15 protein-coding genes and 1 pseudogene are annotated in these 15818 nt (G+C 36.1%); 2 read left to right on the top strand and 14 right to left on the bottom strand.

All coding sequences use genetic code 11. The features are described 5' to 3' along the window. The 10 genes and pseudogenes from ESP02_RS10940 to ESP02_RS10985 all read right to left on the bottom strand — a co-directional run. A pseudogene (locus ESP02_RS10940) lies at nt 1-771 on the bottom strand (alpha-mannosidase); the annotation flags it as partial. A gap of 11 nt (nt 772-782) precedes the next feature. Next, a complete protein-coding gene (locus ESP02_RS10945; protein ID WP_002373813.1) occupies nt 783-1832 on the bottom strand; it encodes a PTS fructose transporter subunit IIC in 1050 nt (349 codons plus the stop codon). Between the two features lie 25 nt (nt 1833-1857). Beyond that, entirely contained in the window at nt 1858-2172 is a 315-nt protein-coding gene (locus tag ESP02_RS10950; RefSeq protein ID WP_002373816.1) for a PTS fructose transporter subunit IIB, read from the bottom strand. Between the two features lie 15 nt (nt 2173-2187). Beyond that, a complete protein-coding gene (locus ESP02_RS10955; protein ID WP_002302514.1) occupies nt 2188-2634 on the bottom strand; it encodes a PTS sugar transporter subunit IIA in 447 nt (148 codons plus the stop codon). After that, nucleotides 2635-4557: a BglG family transcription antiterminator gene (locus ESP02_RS10960; protein ID WP_025478445.1), complete on the bottom strand. Its 1923-nt coding sequence runs from the start codon at nt 4555-4557 to the stop codon at nt 2635-2637. A gap of 214 nt (nt 4558-4771) precedes the next feature. Then, the gene (locus ESP02_RS10965; protein ID WP_002373827.1) at nt 4772-5668 is read right to left on the bottom strand and encodes a HAMP domain-containing sensor histidine kinase; all 897 of its coding nucleotides are present in this window, start codon (nt 5666-5668) and stop codon (nt 4772-4774) included. Next, a complete protein-coding gene (locus ESP02_RS10970; RefSeq protein ID WP_002373828.1) occupies nt 5661-6341 on the bottom strand; it encodes a response regulator transcription factor in 681 nt (226 codons plus the stop codon). Before ESP02_RS10970 ends, ESP02_RS10965 begins: the two co-directional genes overlap by 8 nt. After that, nucleotides 6342-7124, bottom strand: a complete 783-nt coding sequence (locus tag ESP02_RS10975) for an ABC transporter permease subunit (protein WP_002373829.1) — start codon at nt 7122-7124, stop codon at nt 6342-6344. It abuts the gene before it with no gap. Then, nucleotides 7117-8034, bottom strand: coding sequence for an ATP-binding cassette domain-containing protein (locus ESP02_RS10980; RefSeq protein WP_002373830.1), 918 nt, complete (start codon nt 8032-8034; stop codon nt 7117-7119). Before ESP02_RS10980 ends, ESP02_RS10975 begins: the two co-directional genes overlap by 8 nt. A gap of 163 nt (nt 8035-8197) precedes the next feature. Next, entirely contained in the window at nt 8198-9568 is a 1371-nt protein-coding gene (locus ESP02_RS10985; protein ID WP_373891150.1) for an MFS transporter, read from the bottom strand. A gap of 65 nt (nt 9569-9633) precedes the next feature. On the opposite strand from ESP02_RS10985, the gene ESP02_RS10990 reads away from it, so the two are divergent. After that, nucleotides 9634-10560: a hypothetical protein gene (locus ESP02_RS10990; RefSeq protein WP_002373833.1), complete on the top strand. Its 927-nt coding sequence runs from the start codon at nt 9634-9636 to the stop codon at nt 10558-10560. A 240-nt stretch (nt 10561-10800) separates the two neighbouring features. Here ESP02_RS10990 and ESP02_RS10995 read toward each other — a convergent pair whose 3' ends face one another. Then, the gene (locus ESP02_RS10995; RefSeq protein WP_038399161.1) at nt 10801-12930 is read right to left on the bottom strand and encodes a hypothetical protein; all 2130 of its coding nucleotides are present in this window, start codon (nt 12928-12930) and stop codon (nt 10801-10803) included. Between the two features lie 211 nt (nt 12931-13141). Here ESP02_RS10995 and ESP02_RS11000 point away from each other — a divergent pair, with 211 nt between their 5' ends. Beyond that, a complete protein-coding gene (locus tag ESP02_RS11000) occupies nt 13142-13630 on the top strand; it encodes a hypothetical protein (protein WP_002373835.1) in 489 nt (162 codons plus the stop codon). Here ESP02_RS11000 and ESP02_RS11005 read toward each other — a convergent pair. The 3 genes from ESP02_RS11005 to rplM form a co-directional block, all read right to left on the bottom strand. Beyond that, nucleotides 13627-14415 (bottom strand): AraC family transcriptional regulator, encoded by a 789-nt coding sequence (locus tag ESP02_RS11005; RefSeq protein WP_207711942.1) that lies wholly within the window; start codon nt 14413-14415, stop codon nt 13627-13629. The genes ESP02_RS11000 and ESP02_RS11005 overlap by 4 nt on opposite strands. Before the next feature lie 287 nt (nt 14416-14702). Next, a complete protein-coding gene (rpsI, locus tag ESP02_RS11010; RefSeq protein WP_002287505.1) occupies nt 14703-15095 on the bottom strand; it encodes a 30S ribosomal protein S9 in 393 nt (130 codons plus the stop codon). Nucleotides 15096-15110: 15 nt separating this feature from the next. Further along, nucleotides 15111-15539: a 50S ribosomal protein L13 gene (rplM, locus tag ESP02_RS11015; RefSeq protein ID WP_002323724.1), complete on the bottom strand. Its 429-nt coding sequence runs from the start codon at nt 15537-15539 to the stop codon at nt 15111-15113. Nucleotides 15540-15818 lie beyond the last annotated feature (279 nt).

Below are 15818 nucleotides of genomic sequence, written 5' to 3' on the forward strand. Positions count from 1 at the left end.
AACTTCTACATAAGAAGGATAATCTGAAATAATATTGTGGAATTTACTGTATTTATTCAACTTCTCTACGACTTGATCAAAATTTAAAATCATTGACTTTTGATCTACACCCGAAGGTACTAAAATATCTTTGTTTTTTCCTTGCATATGAAGCATTTCAACTGCTTCATCCAACTTTTCTTTTGCAAATTCAGGAATATCTTTAATTGCGTCTAAGGTCATCATTCCAGTCATATAACCAAATGGAAAATTCATGGCATAAACAAATTTATCTCCCAATCCTTTCCAGATAAAGTAAGGAGATGGAACCATCGTTTCAAAGTTTAATCCTCGCCAACACATGAAATTATCGATTTCTACTTGATGCAAAAGTGTAGGCAAATTCGCATTGAACCCAAACGTGTCAGGCAAATACCCTACCATCATTGGATCTCCATATTTAAGGATCGTATCACTGATCCCAATCATTAAGTTTCTTAAAATTGATTCAGCATCCACTAATAAGGCATCTGTTTGTGCATACCACGGTCCCACGAATAGTTGTCCTGTTTTCATCAGTCGTTGGATAACCTTAAGCTTTTGCGGATTGATCTCCAAATACTCATCGACGATTGAAGTTTGTCCATCTAAACAAAAGTTTACTTTAGGGTTCCTTTCCAATTCATCTAGAACTTCAGTAAAAACCTGATCAGACAATACGATGGCATCTTCATTTGTAAAATACCATTCTCTGTCCCAGTGCGTGTGTTGAATTATATGTGCATTGACCATGTCAGATTCCCCTACTTTCCTTCTTCTACTGAATTTACTTGTTGTTCTTTTTTATACTTGATGGATTTTAGTGCATTGACCATTAACGCTGTAACCACTCCTCCAATAACAATTGATACTAAATATAAAGGTATATTCGTAACAAAAGGAATCGCCATAAAGGTTGAAAGCATTGTTTCTTGTGTAACACCAAAAAATCCATTTAGACCACATGCTACTACAGTACCAACCACGATGCTCGGTATTACTCGTAAAGGATCTTTCACGGCAAACGGGATCGTCCCTTCAGTAATCCCCACAAGGCCCATAATCATAGCTGTCTTTGCATTATCTCGTTCTGATTCATCATAGAGTTTTTTGTTTAAAATTGTTGCTAAAAACATTCCAAATGGCGGAATAGCAATTCCTAACAACATGGCTGTACTAGGTCCAAAGCTTCCGCTTGAAAAAGAAGCAACCCCAAAAGCATATGCAATTTTATTGATAGGTCCTCCCATATCAAACGCCATCATTCCTCCTAAAATAGCCGACATCAAAGCAGCATTTGCTCCTGACATGCCTTCTAGCCAATTAGTCAGTCCTGTTGTCATTGCTTGAATAGGCGTAGCTAGTACATACCATAATATGATTCCAACAACTAATGTAGTAACAAAAGGAATCAGCATAATTGATTTTAGACTAATAACTTGCATCGGTACTTTTACTTTTTTCAATGCATTAGCTAAATAGCCACAAGCTAATCCAGCAACCATTCCTCCAATAAATCCCATACCAAGATTTTGACACATCATCCCAGTGATAAAAGCTGGTGCTAGACCGGGACGGTCAGCAATTGAATATGCGATATAGGCTGAAATCATCGGTACGATAAACTGTAATCCCGTCTGACCAATCATTCGCAGGACTCCCCAGAATGTATCCGTCTGGTCCCAAACACCTGTGCCACCAAAAATGACTGCAATAGAAGTTAGTAACCCTGCTGCTACGACAAGCGGGATCATATAGGAAACCCCACTTTGGAAATGATTTAGAATTTCTCTTCCTTGTTTCTTGAATTCCATTAGTAACTCCCCCACGATATATTTTTTATTTGTTAATTAATGCAATTGCTTCATCAATCGTCTCTTCACCATCTTTTACTACCTCTGAGGTCCCTACTGTTAAAATCGGTTTACCATCAAAGCGATCTCGTTCTGAAACATTTGTATCTACTGCAAATATGACAACATCTGCCTCGGAAACATCCGAAATTGAAAGTTTGTTTTCTATCCCCATAGCCCCCTGTGTTTCTACTTTAATATCTAACCCTTTCTTCTTCGCAAACTTTTCTAAATTAGCTTTTGCCATATAAGTATGGGCAATCCCTGCGATACATGCTGTTACTGCTACTATTTTTGTCATATGAAATTCCTCCTTTTAAAATGATAGAGCTTTTACCAATTCTTTTTTATTTCTCGAATCTTTTATTCTTTTAACAAACTCGTCATCCATCAATCTTCCAGATAATTCTGCTAAAATACGTAAATGATTAGTACCTTTATCAGTGTCTTTTATTGCTAACAAAAAGACGAGATCAACTGGTTGATCATCTAATGCGCCCCATTCAACAGACCGCTTTAACTTGGCTACAGCCACTGTTGATTCAATTACTGCTAGGCTTTTGCCATGAGGAATGGCGATATTTTTCCCAATTCCTGTGGTCATATGGTTTTCTCTGTCAAATACGTCTTTTTGAAATTGTTTGTGGTCAGACACAAACCCATTAGTCTCTAACAATTTCGATAATTTTTCGACTACACTTTTTTTATCAGATGCATTTAAATCTATCACTATATTATTTATATTGATTTTTTCACTGATCATTTATAAGCCTTCTTTCAATATATAAACTAATTTTTCAAACGACGAACTCGTTTTTAAATTTGCTAATAACTCATGATTCGAAGCGATTTCATTGAATGTTTCATAAATTTTATTCAATTCAGGTTTTACTTTTTCATTAAGTGCAAAAAAGAAAACTGAATGAACAAGTGCCCCATCCCAATCAATTCCTTCTGGATTAACGTAGACACAGATTACTGGTTTTTTTATAAAATCTACTTCGATATGCGGCATAGCAAAATCATTCATCGCTGTTGAAGATAGTTTTTCTCTTTTGATTGCTCCCTCTAGTATCCCTTCTTTCGCGTAATTTTCTTTTACCAATTTTTTGGTAATTATATTTAAAACGTTCACTTGATTATCCTTTATTTGGTGGGTAAAAAAGCAAAATCGTTTATCTAATAAATTTAGAAAAGCATCTTCTGTTTGTTCATTTAACTGTAGATACTGTTTTACTTTTCTGACATCTGCCCCTAACATCAAAGGACTAACAACAATAACAGGAAAATTTGTATTTTCAATCGGAATCGTGCTTATAACAAGTTCATCAGTGACTTTTCTATCTTGCAGTTCATTGATGCTTAGTACATCTTCTATCTCAACCATATCTGCAAAACCGTTATTTATTCTTTGCTCTAATAATTTTGATGTTCCATATCCGCTACTACAAACTAATATCACTTTCGTTTTGTCAGGTTTGTAACGATCCAAAAGTGATTGAATATGGAGTGTTACGTAAGCGATTTCATCTTCATTGAAATGTATACAGAATCTCTCTTCGATTTCCTCTAATAAATCTACACTTATCATAAATGACCTTTTAAAAGAATATTTGATTTTGTCCGTATAAGGGTTATAGATATTTACTCCCAATTTGAGTCTTTTAACTGCTGCATTGAGATGTAATACTAGATTATTGATCAATTCTTCATCAGGATAAAATTCATTTAATTTAATTCTTACTAACTCTTGTAGCTCAACACCCATATCTAAATAGGAAAGCTTCGTTTGATCTAAGTCGTGATTCATAGCATTTTTTTCAATCGAAGTAATGTGAATGTCAACATAAGCTTGTTCATCTATTGGCACAATAATTGAAAATGCTTTTTCAATCATTTTGATTAAAATAAGTGTATTCTCTGAGATTTCTTCTTCAGAATTATTACTACGTGATAAGAAATTGCTTGTTTCAATCCTTTCTATCGCAATAGCAAGGTGGATAGCTAAAGTTTGAAATTCATAATCTGTAAATTTCAATTGTGTCTTATTCATGTATCGATTAAGCAATTCGGCTACTTTTTTCAATATGTCCTTATTTAAGAAATTATTCGCTTCACCAATGAAATTGATATTCAAGTCTAAGAGATCTGTTTTACTGTTAGATGCTGTAAAGCCACCCCAATAATAGTTCACAACTTCTGACATCAACCTTCTTTTACTTTTTTCATCAGCTTTGATGCGCACGCCATTTCGATCTGAAACTAAGGACATCCCATGCTTGTTTAGTCTTTTTCTAACATCTTTCATTGTGCTTTCTACCGTCGACCTGCTCACGTATAATTCGTCAGCAAGATTTTGAATCTTTAGAGAATCATTAGTATTCAATAATTTAGCAAACACATAAGTTAGACGGTCCTCCGGAGAGTCTGCGATATTGATTTTATGACTGGATAATAAATTTCGAAGTGTTTCTTTTTTTCCAATAAGCGAAACGCCTTTTTTAGGTTGAACCAACATTTGTACATCTGGCATTTTTTGGATTATTTCTTTCAAAATTAAAATATCTTTGCTAATTGTTTTCGTAGATACATATAATTGTTCTGATAATTCTTTGTAAGTTGTGTGCTCATTTTCAATCAAAAAGTATAGTATTTTCATTTGCCGTTCGCTAAATTCGATGCCCATTATCTTCACCTCCTGAATACAGCTTAAGTGTACAATTATTATCTCTATTTTCATACAGAAGAAAGTTCTTGATTAATGTAGAAGTTTCTAATATTCTTGATTATTTCAAATCAATAAAAAAGCCTGCAATATTTATATCACAGGCTTTTTTCTCTATTAAATATATATAGATAGATAATACATTTTTCTACTAGTTCTCACTAATCTTGTATAATTAAACCCTCCGCAACTTGACGGAGATGGAGAAGATGCCCCCGTCTAATTTAGCGGTCATCTCTCCTCCCATTCCTTCCACCAATTTTTTTGACAGGTAAAGCCCGATTCCGCTAGATTCCGTATTTGTGCGGCTGGTATTTTCGGTATAAAAACGCTGGAAGACTTTTTCAACAGAGGTTTGCGCTCCTGCTTTGATAGGATTGGCCACTGTTAATCGAATGAATGGATCCTCTTTTGAAAATGTCACCTTTGCTTGTCCATCTGCATAGCGCAATAAATTCTGTATGATATTTTGCAGCACTCGCAACAACATGAGCGGATCTGCTAATACAGTTGTATTTATCGAGTGTTCAGCGAACGCTACCTCGATATTTTTCTCAGAAAATTGTTCATAAAAAGAGAAAAATACTTCTTCCACCTCTTTAGAAAAAGAAAGCGTATGGAGATCCATTTCTTTTTGCTTCGTCTCTATTCGAGCAAGATCATAAAACTGATCCGTCATACTGAGTAATCGTGCAACAGATTGTTTGATGATCGTTAAATACTTCTCCCGTTTCTCCGTATCCTCTACCTGTTCCAGTAATTGTACATAACCGTTAATAGCAGTCAAAGGAGTTCTGAGATCATGAGAAAGGCCGACAATCGATAGTTTGATATTTTCTTCCATTTCTTGAAATACTTGTCCTTTTTGTTCATTTTCATCCACCCATGTATTCAGTGCATCTACTAGGTCCATTAGATTCTTTTCTCGAAATTCGACTGAAAGACGACCACCATATTCTTGTCGTTCAGAAAGAGTGTCGATTTTCTTAGTCAATCGCTTGATTTCCCTTTGCAGGAAGAAAATAAAACTTCCCATAAAGATAACAACGAGAAGCAACAGCCACTTAATCAAATCTAAACCCCACTCCCCACACCGTATGAATATACACCGCATGTGCCTTTGCTAGTTTCCCTCGAAGATTGGAAATATGCATATTCACTGTTTTCTCACTATCAAAATATGGTTCTTGCCAAACTGTTTCATAAAGATTTGCTCGCGAAAATACTTTTTTCGGATGTTCTAAAAAAAGCTTCAGCAAATCGAATTCTCTTCCTGTCAAATGGACAGCCACACCATTCACATTTACATCCCTTGACTCTTTGTCCAGTAAAATTTCCTTGTAATAGATGCGTTGTGACAGATCTTTTACTTGGACAGAAGTCTGATGACGAAGTTGGATGCCGATTCGTAACAAAAGTTCTTCGATATCAAATGGTTTCGTCACATAGTCATCCGCTCCTGCTGCCAACAAGAAAACTTTATCTCTTTGATCGCTTTTTGCTGAAAGAACGATGATTGGAACATTCGATGTCTGTCGGATTTCTGCTAACAATGCTTCTCCTGAAAGCCCTGGAAGCATGAGATCTAGAAGGATCAAATCAACAGGATATGTGCTTAACAATAATTTTCCTTCCGTACCTGAATAAGCATCAAGAAGTTTGTATCTCTGTTCAAGAACCTCCTCCAGTAAGGAATGAACAACTTCATCGTCTTCGATAATCAAAATAGTTTCCAGCAGGACCACCTACTTAATGTCAGATTTTTGGAAAATAAACATTCCTAGAGCTGATGATACCACGAGTGTTACTAGACTGACCAGAATCATTTTCGGTGCTTGCGAATAAGTTGCTTGTTGCGCAAAGTCCGTATACATGAGCCACGTTTCCGTAAACCACTCCATTAGAAATTCCAAGCCTTTGATTTTTGCGAAAACACCGGGAACGAAGGCCGTTCCCATGATATAAAGAAAAGAAAGAAGCAAACTGACACTGGTACTTCTAGTGACGAATGTCAAAGCCACTGGAACAGATAATGTCCCTAATGTCAGCAGAAGCAAGACAGGAAATACTTGCAGAACATAATTTCCATAGTTTTTGATTCCCTCGATTTCACCAAATCCGAAAGCAAGTGTGTAAGCAAGTATGGCTAGACCCGTGATCAAAACCACGCCAAGTGTTGTGATCAAAAGCGTAACGAGAAGTTTCGACATATAATAAGTCATTCGATTCCGTCCTAAAGATAACGTATTTCGAATCGTACCGTTTTGAAATTCTTCCCCAATATAAAAGCACGCAAATGCTGCGAAAGCCAGAAGAATCCATGCAGCCATTTTTTCCACCATTAAAATCCCTGTTGCACCGTTGATGACTGTATCCGTTGCTTGATTTAATTCATTGCCGTATTTTGTATGCATATACCATTCGTTCCAAGAATAAAAAAGCGGAAGTACGACCATCAGTCCTAGTGAGACCCACATTTTACGGCTCTTCCATACTTTTATTTTTTCAGCAGTTAATAGATTAAACATGTGTCTTGCCTCCAGTTAATTGTAGGAAATAATCTTCCAGTTTTTGCCCAACTAGGTGGATGCCATCCACAGGAACTTTTGCCTCTACCAATGCTTGATTGATGGCTGCTACTTGGTCAATTCCTTCAAAAAGCTGGATAACACGGCTAGATTGGACAAAATAATCCCTATAACCAAGAGAGTCGAGAACCGTTACTGCTTGTTCCGTCGCCGAAGTGTCAATTTTTATAAATTGACGAGATTCTTGTGCCAATTCTTCTTTCGATAATTCTTTGATTAAGTGTCCTTCATGCAAAATACCGTAGTGGGTGGCGATCTGTGACAATTCATCTAGCAAGTGGCTAGAAAGCAAGACGGTGATTCCCCGTTCTTTTACCAACCGTTGGATGATTTCTCGCATTTCTGCCATCCCCGCTGGATCCATCCCATTCGTCGGTTCATCCAAAATCAAAAATTCTGGATTCGTGATCAGTGCATTTGCAATAGCTAAACGCTGGCGCATACCTAAAGAGAAATTCTTTGCTTTCTTTTTCCCTGTATTTTCCAACCGCATCAGTTTCAGCAGGTCTTCGATTTCTCTATCCGACACACCGCCGTTCGCTGCTTGGATACGTAGGTTATCTCTTGCAGTTAATTCTGGATAAAGAGCAGGGGTTTCAATCGATTGACCCATACGTCGTCTTGCTGCCTGCAAATCCGTCGTTCCAAATAATTCGATCGAACCTTCATCAATCGAGATCAAACCCATAATAGTTCTCATAAAGGTAGACTTCCCCGCTCCATTTTCCCCAATCAATCCATAGATCATTCCACGTTTGATTTCGATCGATACTTTATCTAATGCTTTGGCAGCACCGTATTTTTTGGTTATACCAGTTGCTTTCAAGACCGTTTCATTTCCAAAATCCATGCTTATCCTTCTTTCTTATTGATAAGTGAAGTATAGTTGACGGGTATAAAGAAAGCAGCCAGAAATGTATAAAGAAAGTGTAAATTTTCCAATTGAATGTCAAAAAAAACAATCGGACAATACGTGTCTTTCCTATTATCAGGCAGTTTGTTATACGCTTGTATCAGTTTCCTGATTCTTTCTTTTCGACCAAAGTCGTTTCTCTGTATTCCTCTTCACTGAAAATTTTTGCTTCTTTCAGATCAAGCTTGAGTAATTTTACCAGACCGGTTATAAGGATAACTATAGCAAGACTCCCTCCCAGAAAAATCAGACTGTCTCGCAGACGTGGTTGCGTTGTCTGCCAATCAAAGAGCGCACCAAACAGTGCTAATCCAAGTGGACTGGCCACCATGGTAATCGTTGTTATCGTTGACATCAGACGTCCTTGTATATGCGTTGGAACTTCTCGCTGAAGCCAGACCATAGTTGGAATATTCATCAGATTGTTCACGATAGCAATCGCAAAAAGAAGCAAGCCATCAATGATAACTGCAAGAATCTCTCCGTGGACCAAAAGAACCATTAAACTAATGCCTACATAACCAACTGCATAGCCATAAGAAAGCTTACGAGATCGTTCAAGAGGAGCCGATGGATCTTTTATTTTTCCTGCTAACCAAGCACTTACTAACATCCCGACAAAAAAGAATGTTTCAGTCAATCCATAAAGAACATTAGATACCTTCAAAGTACGAAGCATGATGATGGGCAGCCCTACATTGATGATGGCACTGAAAAAATTCATCAGTAAAGCAAAAACCAACGAATAGATAAGATATTTTTGATGTTTGATGTAACGCAACCCTTCAAGAAAAGAACCTTTATCTGATTCGGTAGCTCTCTTCAGTTGGTCTTCTTGTGAATGAACAAGGCGAAAATCCATTGTCAATGTAATGAATAACGTCATGATCTCAGTCAGTATCTCGATAAAAACAAAAAGCCAGAATGGAAGAAGTGTATAAAGTACCGCACCTAAAACTCCTGTTAGTAGACTCGAGATACTCGTAGCCATGCTCAAGTAACTGGCAAGTTTCATCAAGTCATCCGACAATACTAGATCGGGTTTTGCCGCCTGTTGTGCAGTATAAGTAAATTGGTCGGTGGTTTTCAATACAATAATCAGCAAGATTGATTGCAAAAGAATTCCTTTTTGCGGATGAGCAGACAGCCCCCAATATAAACCGTATATGGCTAAAATAACTAACGTTACAAGCTGGCTGATGATGATCACTTTTTTACGATCGTATCGATCCATGATGGGTCCAACGATGGGCGTTAGAAAAATGGCAAGTATTGGCTGAATGACAGATGCTAAAACAAATGAAATAGCTAACCCGGTTTTTTCAAGTAGCATCAGACTAAGTCCAAATGTAAAGATAGAAGAACCAAATGTCCCGATAAGAGAAGAAATTGCTGCTTTCATAACTTGTTTCTTTGATTGCTGTTCAAGAGTGAGTGTATTCATGCTCCATGCTCCCTTCGTTTTTTTCATCCTATCAGCAGATCAATTTTTTATGTTATTATGTTCACTATAATGAACACAAAAGAGGGAAGTATATGGAGAAATATGGATTGACAGCGCGTCGCATCAGGATAGACAAAGGGTTGCTGATGAAGGAAGTGTATGGAGGAATCGTTGGACGGACCTTTGCTTATCGTTTTGAACGGGGGGAAGTAAACCTTGCTTTAGAGGATTTTTTATCCGTTCTCGATAATTTAGAATTAGAAAACCCCGATGAATTTTTCTTTTTACATTATGGAGAAAAATATCGCGGACAGAAAAGTTTCTTAAAAGAAATAGCGGAAGAAACCCAACGATTCCAACATGTGGAAAAAGAACCTAAGTTTTATTTGAAGTACAAAGATAGTAAGAAAAAAGAAGAACGTTTTTATGCGTACCTCATCCACTTACTCGCTACTATTGATCGAATCGATGCACAGACAAGCGAAGTCAATACCGAAGAAATGAAGTTCATGGAAGATTATTTGATGCAGATGGAGACGTGGACGCTAAAGGAAATGAATAACGCAAGCATCATTTTGCCAATGTTGGCAGATGATATCCGCCCTTTATTCCTCTCACGCTTTAAAAAGAATTATCAGAACTACCGTGATTTTGAAGAAGACTGGTCTTTTAAATATGCCAATCATCTACTTAACTATGCCTTGATCCAGCTACTCTTTAATAGATATGAAGAAGCATTGTCTTTAGTTCCCGACCTCCAAACTTTAGTGAAAGAACATCCGAGTTTACAAGGACGCTTAGTCATCACATTGCGTCTTTCTCAACTTGAATTGATTGCTGCTGTTTTTCGAGAAGACGATGATTTCATCCGTTCAGAGACCCAACGAATCCAGACAATCTGTGATCTTTGCTTCCTAGATGAAGAAGTCCGTATGGCCTACCCTCGAATCACCGCAGAACACGTCAAAAGAGCCAGAGTATATAAAAAGCAAAAGGAAAAGAAAAGCACTCATCCTTAAAAACGGACCTATGAAAAATAAGAGGGGGTGTGACAAGACTTTTGTCACACCCCCTTCTTCCGAATAAACGGCGTTCTTCTGCCAACTCCTCGGTCACAAGTCACAATATTTATCAAACATGAGAAGCAATTTTCGTAAGTTCCTTCTTATTTCTTGAAGCTGACCACTTCTGTCACAACCACCATGTTTGACTTTTCCAAAGACAGTCAAAAGAGTATTTTTACTTGTGAAACTAAAAAATCATTTACTTTCACATAATCTGTTCTGTTTTTTCTCGATTAAAAAAAATGTAGACAACAGCACAATACATTCGATTAGTATGTATAACGAAAAAATAAAGACATCCGTTATTCTAAATGAATGGACAGCTACATAGATAAAAAACAAAAGATATTGTAATCCAAACAGCAGAAAAATTCTTCTATAAGTTTTGAAAAAAGAAACACCATTTAACCGCCAAACAACAAATTTTTGCTGATAAAGGCGGAAATAGCTCAGTGTGGAATAGGTGATCAAAACAATAACCAATAAAATAGTAATCGATAAATCAGTTATCCTTTGTCTTATGTCCCACAAATAAATCAACTGCAATTCTGTTTTCCTTAGCTGTTCCATTGGGATCAAAAAAGGAAAGTTGTCTTCCAATCCTGCTTCCTTCAATAACGGAAGATATCTATCATAGGTTTCTTGTGCAGTCCCAATCAATGGAATTTTTAATGGTTCAGCAAAACTATTTCCTGTCAGAATATTTCTATGAGAAATGGGTAGATTGTTCAAAGTGAATACATGGATGATATTCGGCAGATTGATGATGATTGGCTGTTCTTGGTCAAAGGCAAAGATTTCTTGTTCATCTTGGATGGTATAAAACAAAACATCCTCTTCTTTTTTTGTTCGTCTATCAGGATTCATTTCATTCAAAAACCAAGAACGAAGTTGAACAAAATCGGGCATCATTCGTTCTGGGATTAATATGATTTCTCGATCCTCATTTTTATCAACTTGGATAGGCTGATTCGTTATGCTGATGAGCGGATACTTGTCTAAATAGTTTGTATTTACATAAATAGATTGATGGATCAAAGGATTCTCTTCTTCAAAATAAGCACTTGTATCAACCTCGATTGCTCCATCATCCAACAGTTGCGAAAGCAGCTTTGTTTTATCTAATCCTCTCATATCTTGAGAAAGATCTGTCAAAGTCGCTTCATTGCCACCAAGTCTTGGATAGAAAACGGCATAATTTTTTATTTCTTCATGTACTGCTTCTGGTGTAAGGAATGTGCGAGCATATTCAGCTAACGGAACAAGTTGTACCACGCTAAAAAATAAAATCAACATTTTGACAGAATAGATAGTATAAAAGAATCCTTTACCAAAAGTTTGGCGATTTAGTTGCTTATTCAATGAAAGATTGCCTAGTAAATCAATCACAAAAAAAGAAATGATTAGACTAAAAATAAGCAAGAATAGTTGCACTAGCACAAACAAATGATTCACTAAATGTAGGACAAAGAAGGAAGCTATCAATAGATTCAAGAGAAAAAGGATGACTAATTCTTTTAATAATAATCTTTTTAAAATTTTTCTACTAGTTAAACCATTTAAACGATAGATCGCAATGTGTCTATTGTTCTCTAGTATCCATAAAATCAAGGAAAGGCTATAGAAAAGAGTAAATATCACAAAAGTAGATGCTTCTAATGTTCGAGATGGCGCAAATGTTTCTATGTCATTCTCATATTGAAAAGATGTGGGTTCGTACGCTGTCTCAAAGGAGAGATTGTATTCATCAGATAATTTTGATAGGAACCTATCTAGAGTTTTTTGATCTTTCGTTTCCACAAAAAAATCAGCTGGATTTAGCGCCTCAGCCATTTGTATCGGTAGTATAAAAAAATCTTCGTTTTTCAGTTGTCTGTTTTCTAAATATTCCGCATCTGGATATTTTTCTAAGTCAGATGCAAAATAATTTTTTTCACTGATTATTTGAGGCTCTATGTAAAAATTGTTCAAAAGATGTGTTTCTGTTTGCTTGGAAAGAAAAAATGTATGTGTTTCACCTAAACGATCAAAAGAGATTTCTCCTGTTTCAGAAAAGGTATGGTCTCTCACACCATAGAATGAAACTTTTGCCATATAGTTTACATTCAATTTTTCTGAGACTGATTCAAGTATTTCTAGAACCCTAGTTTCTTGCTGAGGATCTACGATAAATTCTGGAAATCTGAACGGTGTAAAATACTCGGCCGTGTTTACCTTTTTTTGGAAATCTTCTTCCCTATTCACATTCCTAATGGCAACAGCTAATGCAAGACTTGAGAGTATAGACAACAGCAAAACGATTTTTTTCAATACTATATTAGTCATCGGCAAAACTCCTTGTTTTTAACGTAGTTAGTCAATTAAAAGTATAGATGGACACTAAACATTCAACAATCTATGTTTGTTAAGAAGTCATATTATTACAAATAGATATAGGTATATAGTCATGATATTACATAGAAAATATGGCTAACCTCATAGTATTTTAAATGTGGGAATACTCTATTTCCACAAAAAGAAAGAGGTGCTCTGCATTATGAGAAAAATTTTTTCTGTATCATTTGTTGCAATTACTCTCTTGCCCCTTGCTATGCCTGTATCAGTAAATGCTGATGAAGTTGGATTTCAAAATGATGCACTAACAATGCCAATAACAGAATCATTTCCAAATAGCGGAAGCATTGTTTTTGATGAAAACGGAAGAGTTCTTGATGTTTCAAATGAAATTTTGTTAGAAAAAAGCAATAGCACAGATGATCCTTTATCTAGACGACAAACTCATTTCCCTTGGGGCTTTTGGACAATTTCAACAGATGGTTTTCCTTTTGTTGCTTGGGGAAACGTAAGACTAAACTCAACTATTCATCATCGTACACGTCGTTATCGAGTTTCAGCCGTGTTACTAAACTCAAATGGAACAGTGATTAAAGCTAATCATGTCACTGGTAATGCCGGACAAACTCGTACTGCACGCGTTACAGGTTCAAATAGTTTAAGACATGCTCCTTCTTACTATATTTTTTAATCAACACAATAAACAAAGGCTGGATTAATATTCCAGCCTTTATTTAATTTTTTATATCGATTTCTAAAAAAAGTTGGTGAAGTTCTTTCTTCTTTAAAAAAACTATTATAAAAATGACTTGAATCATAAAAACCTAAAAAGTTAGAAATTTCTTCGATAGATAACTGAGTCATAAGTAAGTCATTCTTTGCATGTTCAATTCTATACTTTTCTCGATAATAACTATATGAGCAGCCAACATATTTCTTGAATTCTCTACTTAAATACGAATAATCATACCCAATTTTCTTCGCCCAAAATCCTAAAGAATGTCTATAGAAATTCTCAGTAGCCAATATTTCATCTATCACTAAGTACAGATATTTATTGACCTTTTTGGAATAGAATTTTCTTAGTTTACGAATACATTTACGTAGAACTATATGGGACTGAATAGTTTCACTCGTACAGAAAGGACCTAAAATAATCAAATGTTCTTTATCCTCTATTTTTTCTACCCGTATTAAAAAATGTTGATTGGATAGTGAGAACTGAAAATGTTGCTTCTCTCTTCTTAAAATCACCTTATCAATTATTTCATTGAATGCAACAATCAATTGCCTTTGTTTCACTTTAGATTTTATCTGCTTTTCAAAGTACTTCTTTTTTAATTCCCATGCTCTGTTTCTCTGGTCTATAAATAAAACATCAACAGGAATAAAATAAGTTCTAGACAACTTTAACACATAGACATTCACACACGCTTGGCAAGAAAAAACAGCATCATTTACACTATTGATAAACATTTGTACTCCTTTCTTGTCCACTTCAATCATATACCAATCAAATCATATCATAGTAAAGAGGAAAAATTGACTTTGGCAAAAAATACATACATTTTTTATTTCTATTAGTTGACACTCTCCAAATTTTGAAAGTGCCTTGTAGTGATAGAATTGAACTAGTACTCATAAGTAAATGAAGTCGCATCCATTAAATAAAACTACTTTACTCTGCTTACGCCTCGCTCTGTATTTTTTATAATCAAAAAAACACACCTTCCAAATAGAAGGCGTGTTTTGCTCGAACGATATTAACGTTTTGAGAATTGAGATGCTTTACGAGCTTTTTTAAGACCTGGTTTTTTACGTTCGACCATACGTGCGTCACGTGTAAGCAAGCCAGCACGTTTAAGCGCTAAACGGAAGTCAGGATCAACTTCTAGCAATGCACGAGCGATACCATGACGGATAGCTCCTGATTGTCCAGCGTATCCTCCGCCGTTTACGTTAACAAATACGTCATATGCGCCTTTTGTTTCAGTAACAGCGAAAGGTTGATTGATTACTTCACGCAAGTCAGCATGTGGAATGTATTCTTCAACATCTTTTTTATTTACAGTAATTTTGCCAGTTCCTGGTACTAGACGTACGCGAGCAACTGCGTTTTTACGACGGCCTGTGCCGATATATTGAACTTGTGCCAATGAAATTCCCTCCTATTAGATTAAGTTTGTGATGTCTAAAACTTCTGGTTGTTGTGCTGCATGTGGATGTTCTGCTCCACCGTATACGTTCAATTTTGTAAATTGTTTGCGGCCTAAAGTGTTTTTAGGAAGCATACCTTTTACAGAAGTTTCGATCAAACGACGAGAATTTTTAGCACGCAATTCGCCAGCAGTGATTGATTTCAATCCTCCTGGGTAGTTGCTGTGACGGTAATAAATTTTGTCAGTCGCTTTTTTACCTGTTAATTTCACTTTGTCTGCATTGATGACGATGACGAAATCGCCAGTATCCAAATGAGGTGTGAAAGTTGGTTTATTTTTACCACGTAGTACAGATGCAACAACTGTTGAAAGACGTCCCAATGGAACATCAGTTGCGTCTACTACATACCATTTACGTTCTACTTCGCCTGGTTTGGCCATATATGTTGTACGCACGTTATTTTCCTCCAATTTAAGTTCTGATGTTTGACATACACTTCGAGTTTCCGGGGCTCTTTGTGGGGCAAACAATACCATTTAACATATTACTCGCTAATCTAGTCAATGTCAACGTTTTTCTGCTTGATTGAAAAATTTATATGAAACTTTACTTCTTTTTCTTTCTTTTATATAAAAGGGTCGTTTCCTGCCAAAATGAAAAACAAAAAGAGGCTGTGACAAAAGTCTTGTCACAACCCCTTATTTTAAATAAACGGTGTT

This window comes from Enterococcus sp. NBRC 3427, assembly GCF_007996925.1.
Lineage (GTDB): Bacteria > Bacillota > Bacilli > Lactobacillales > Enterococcaceae > Enterococcus_B > Enterococcus_B lactis.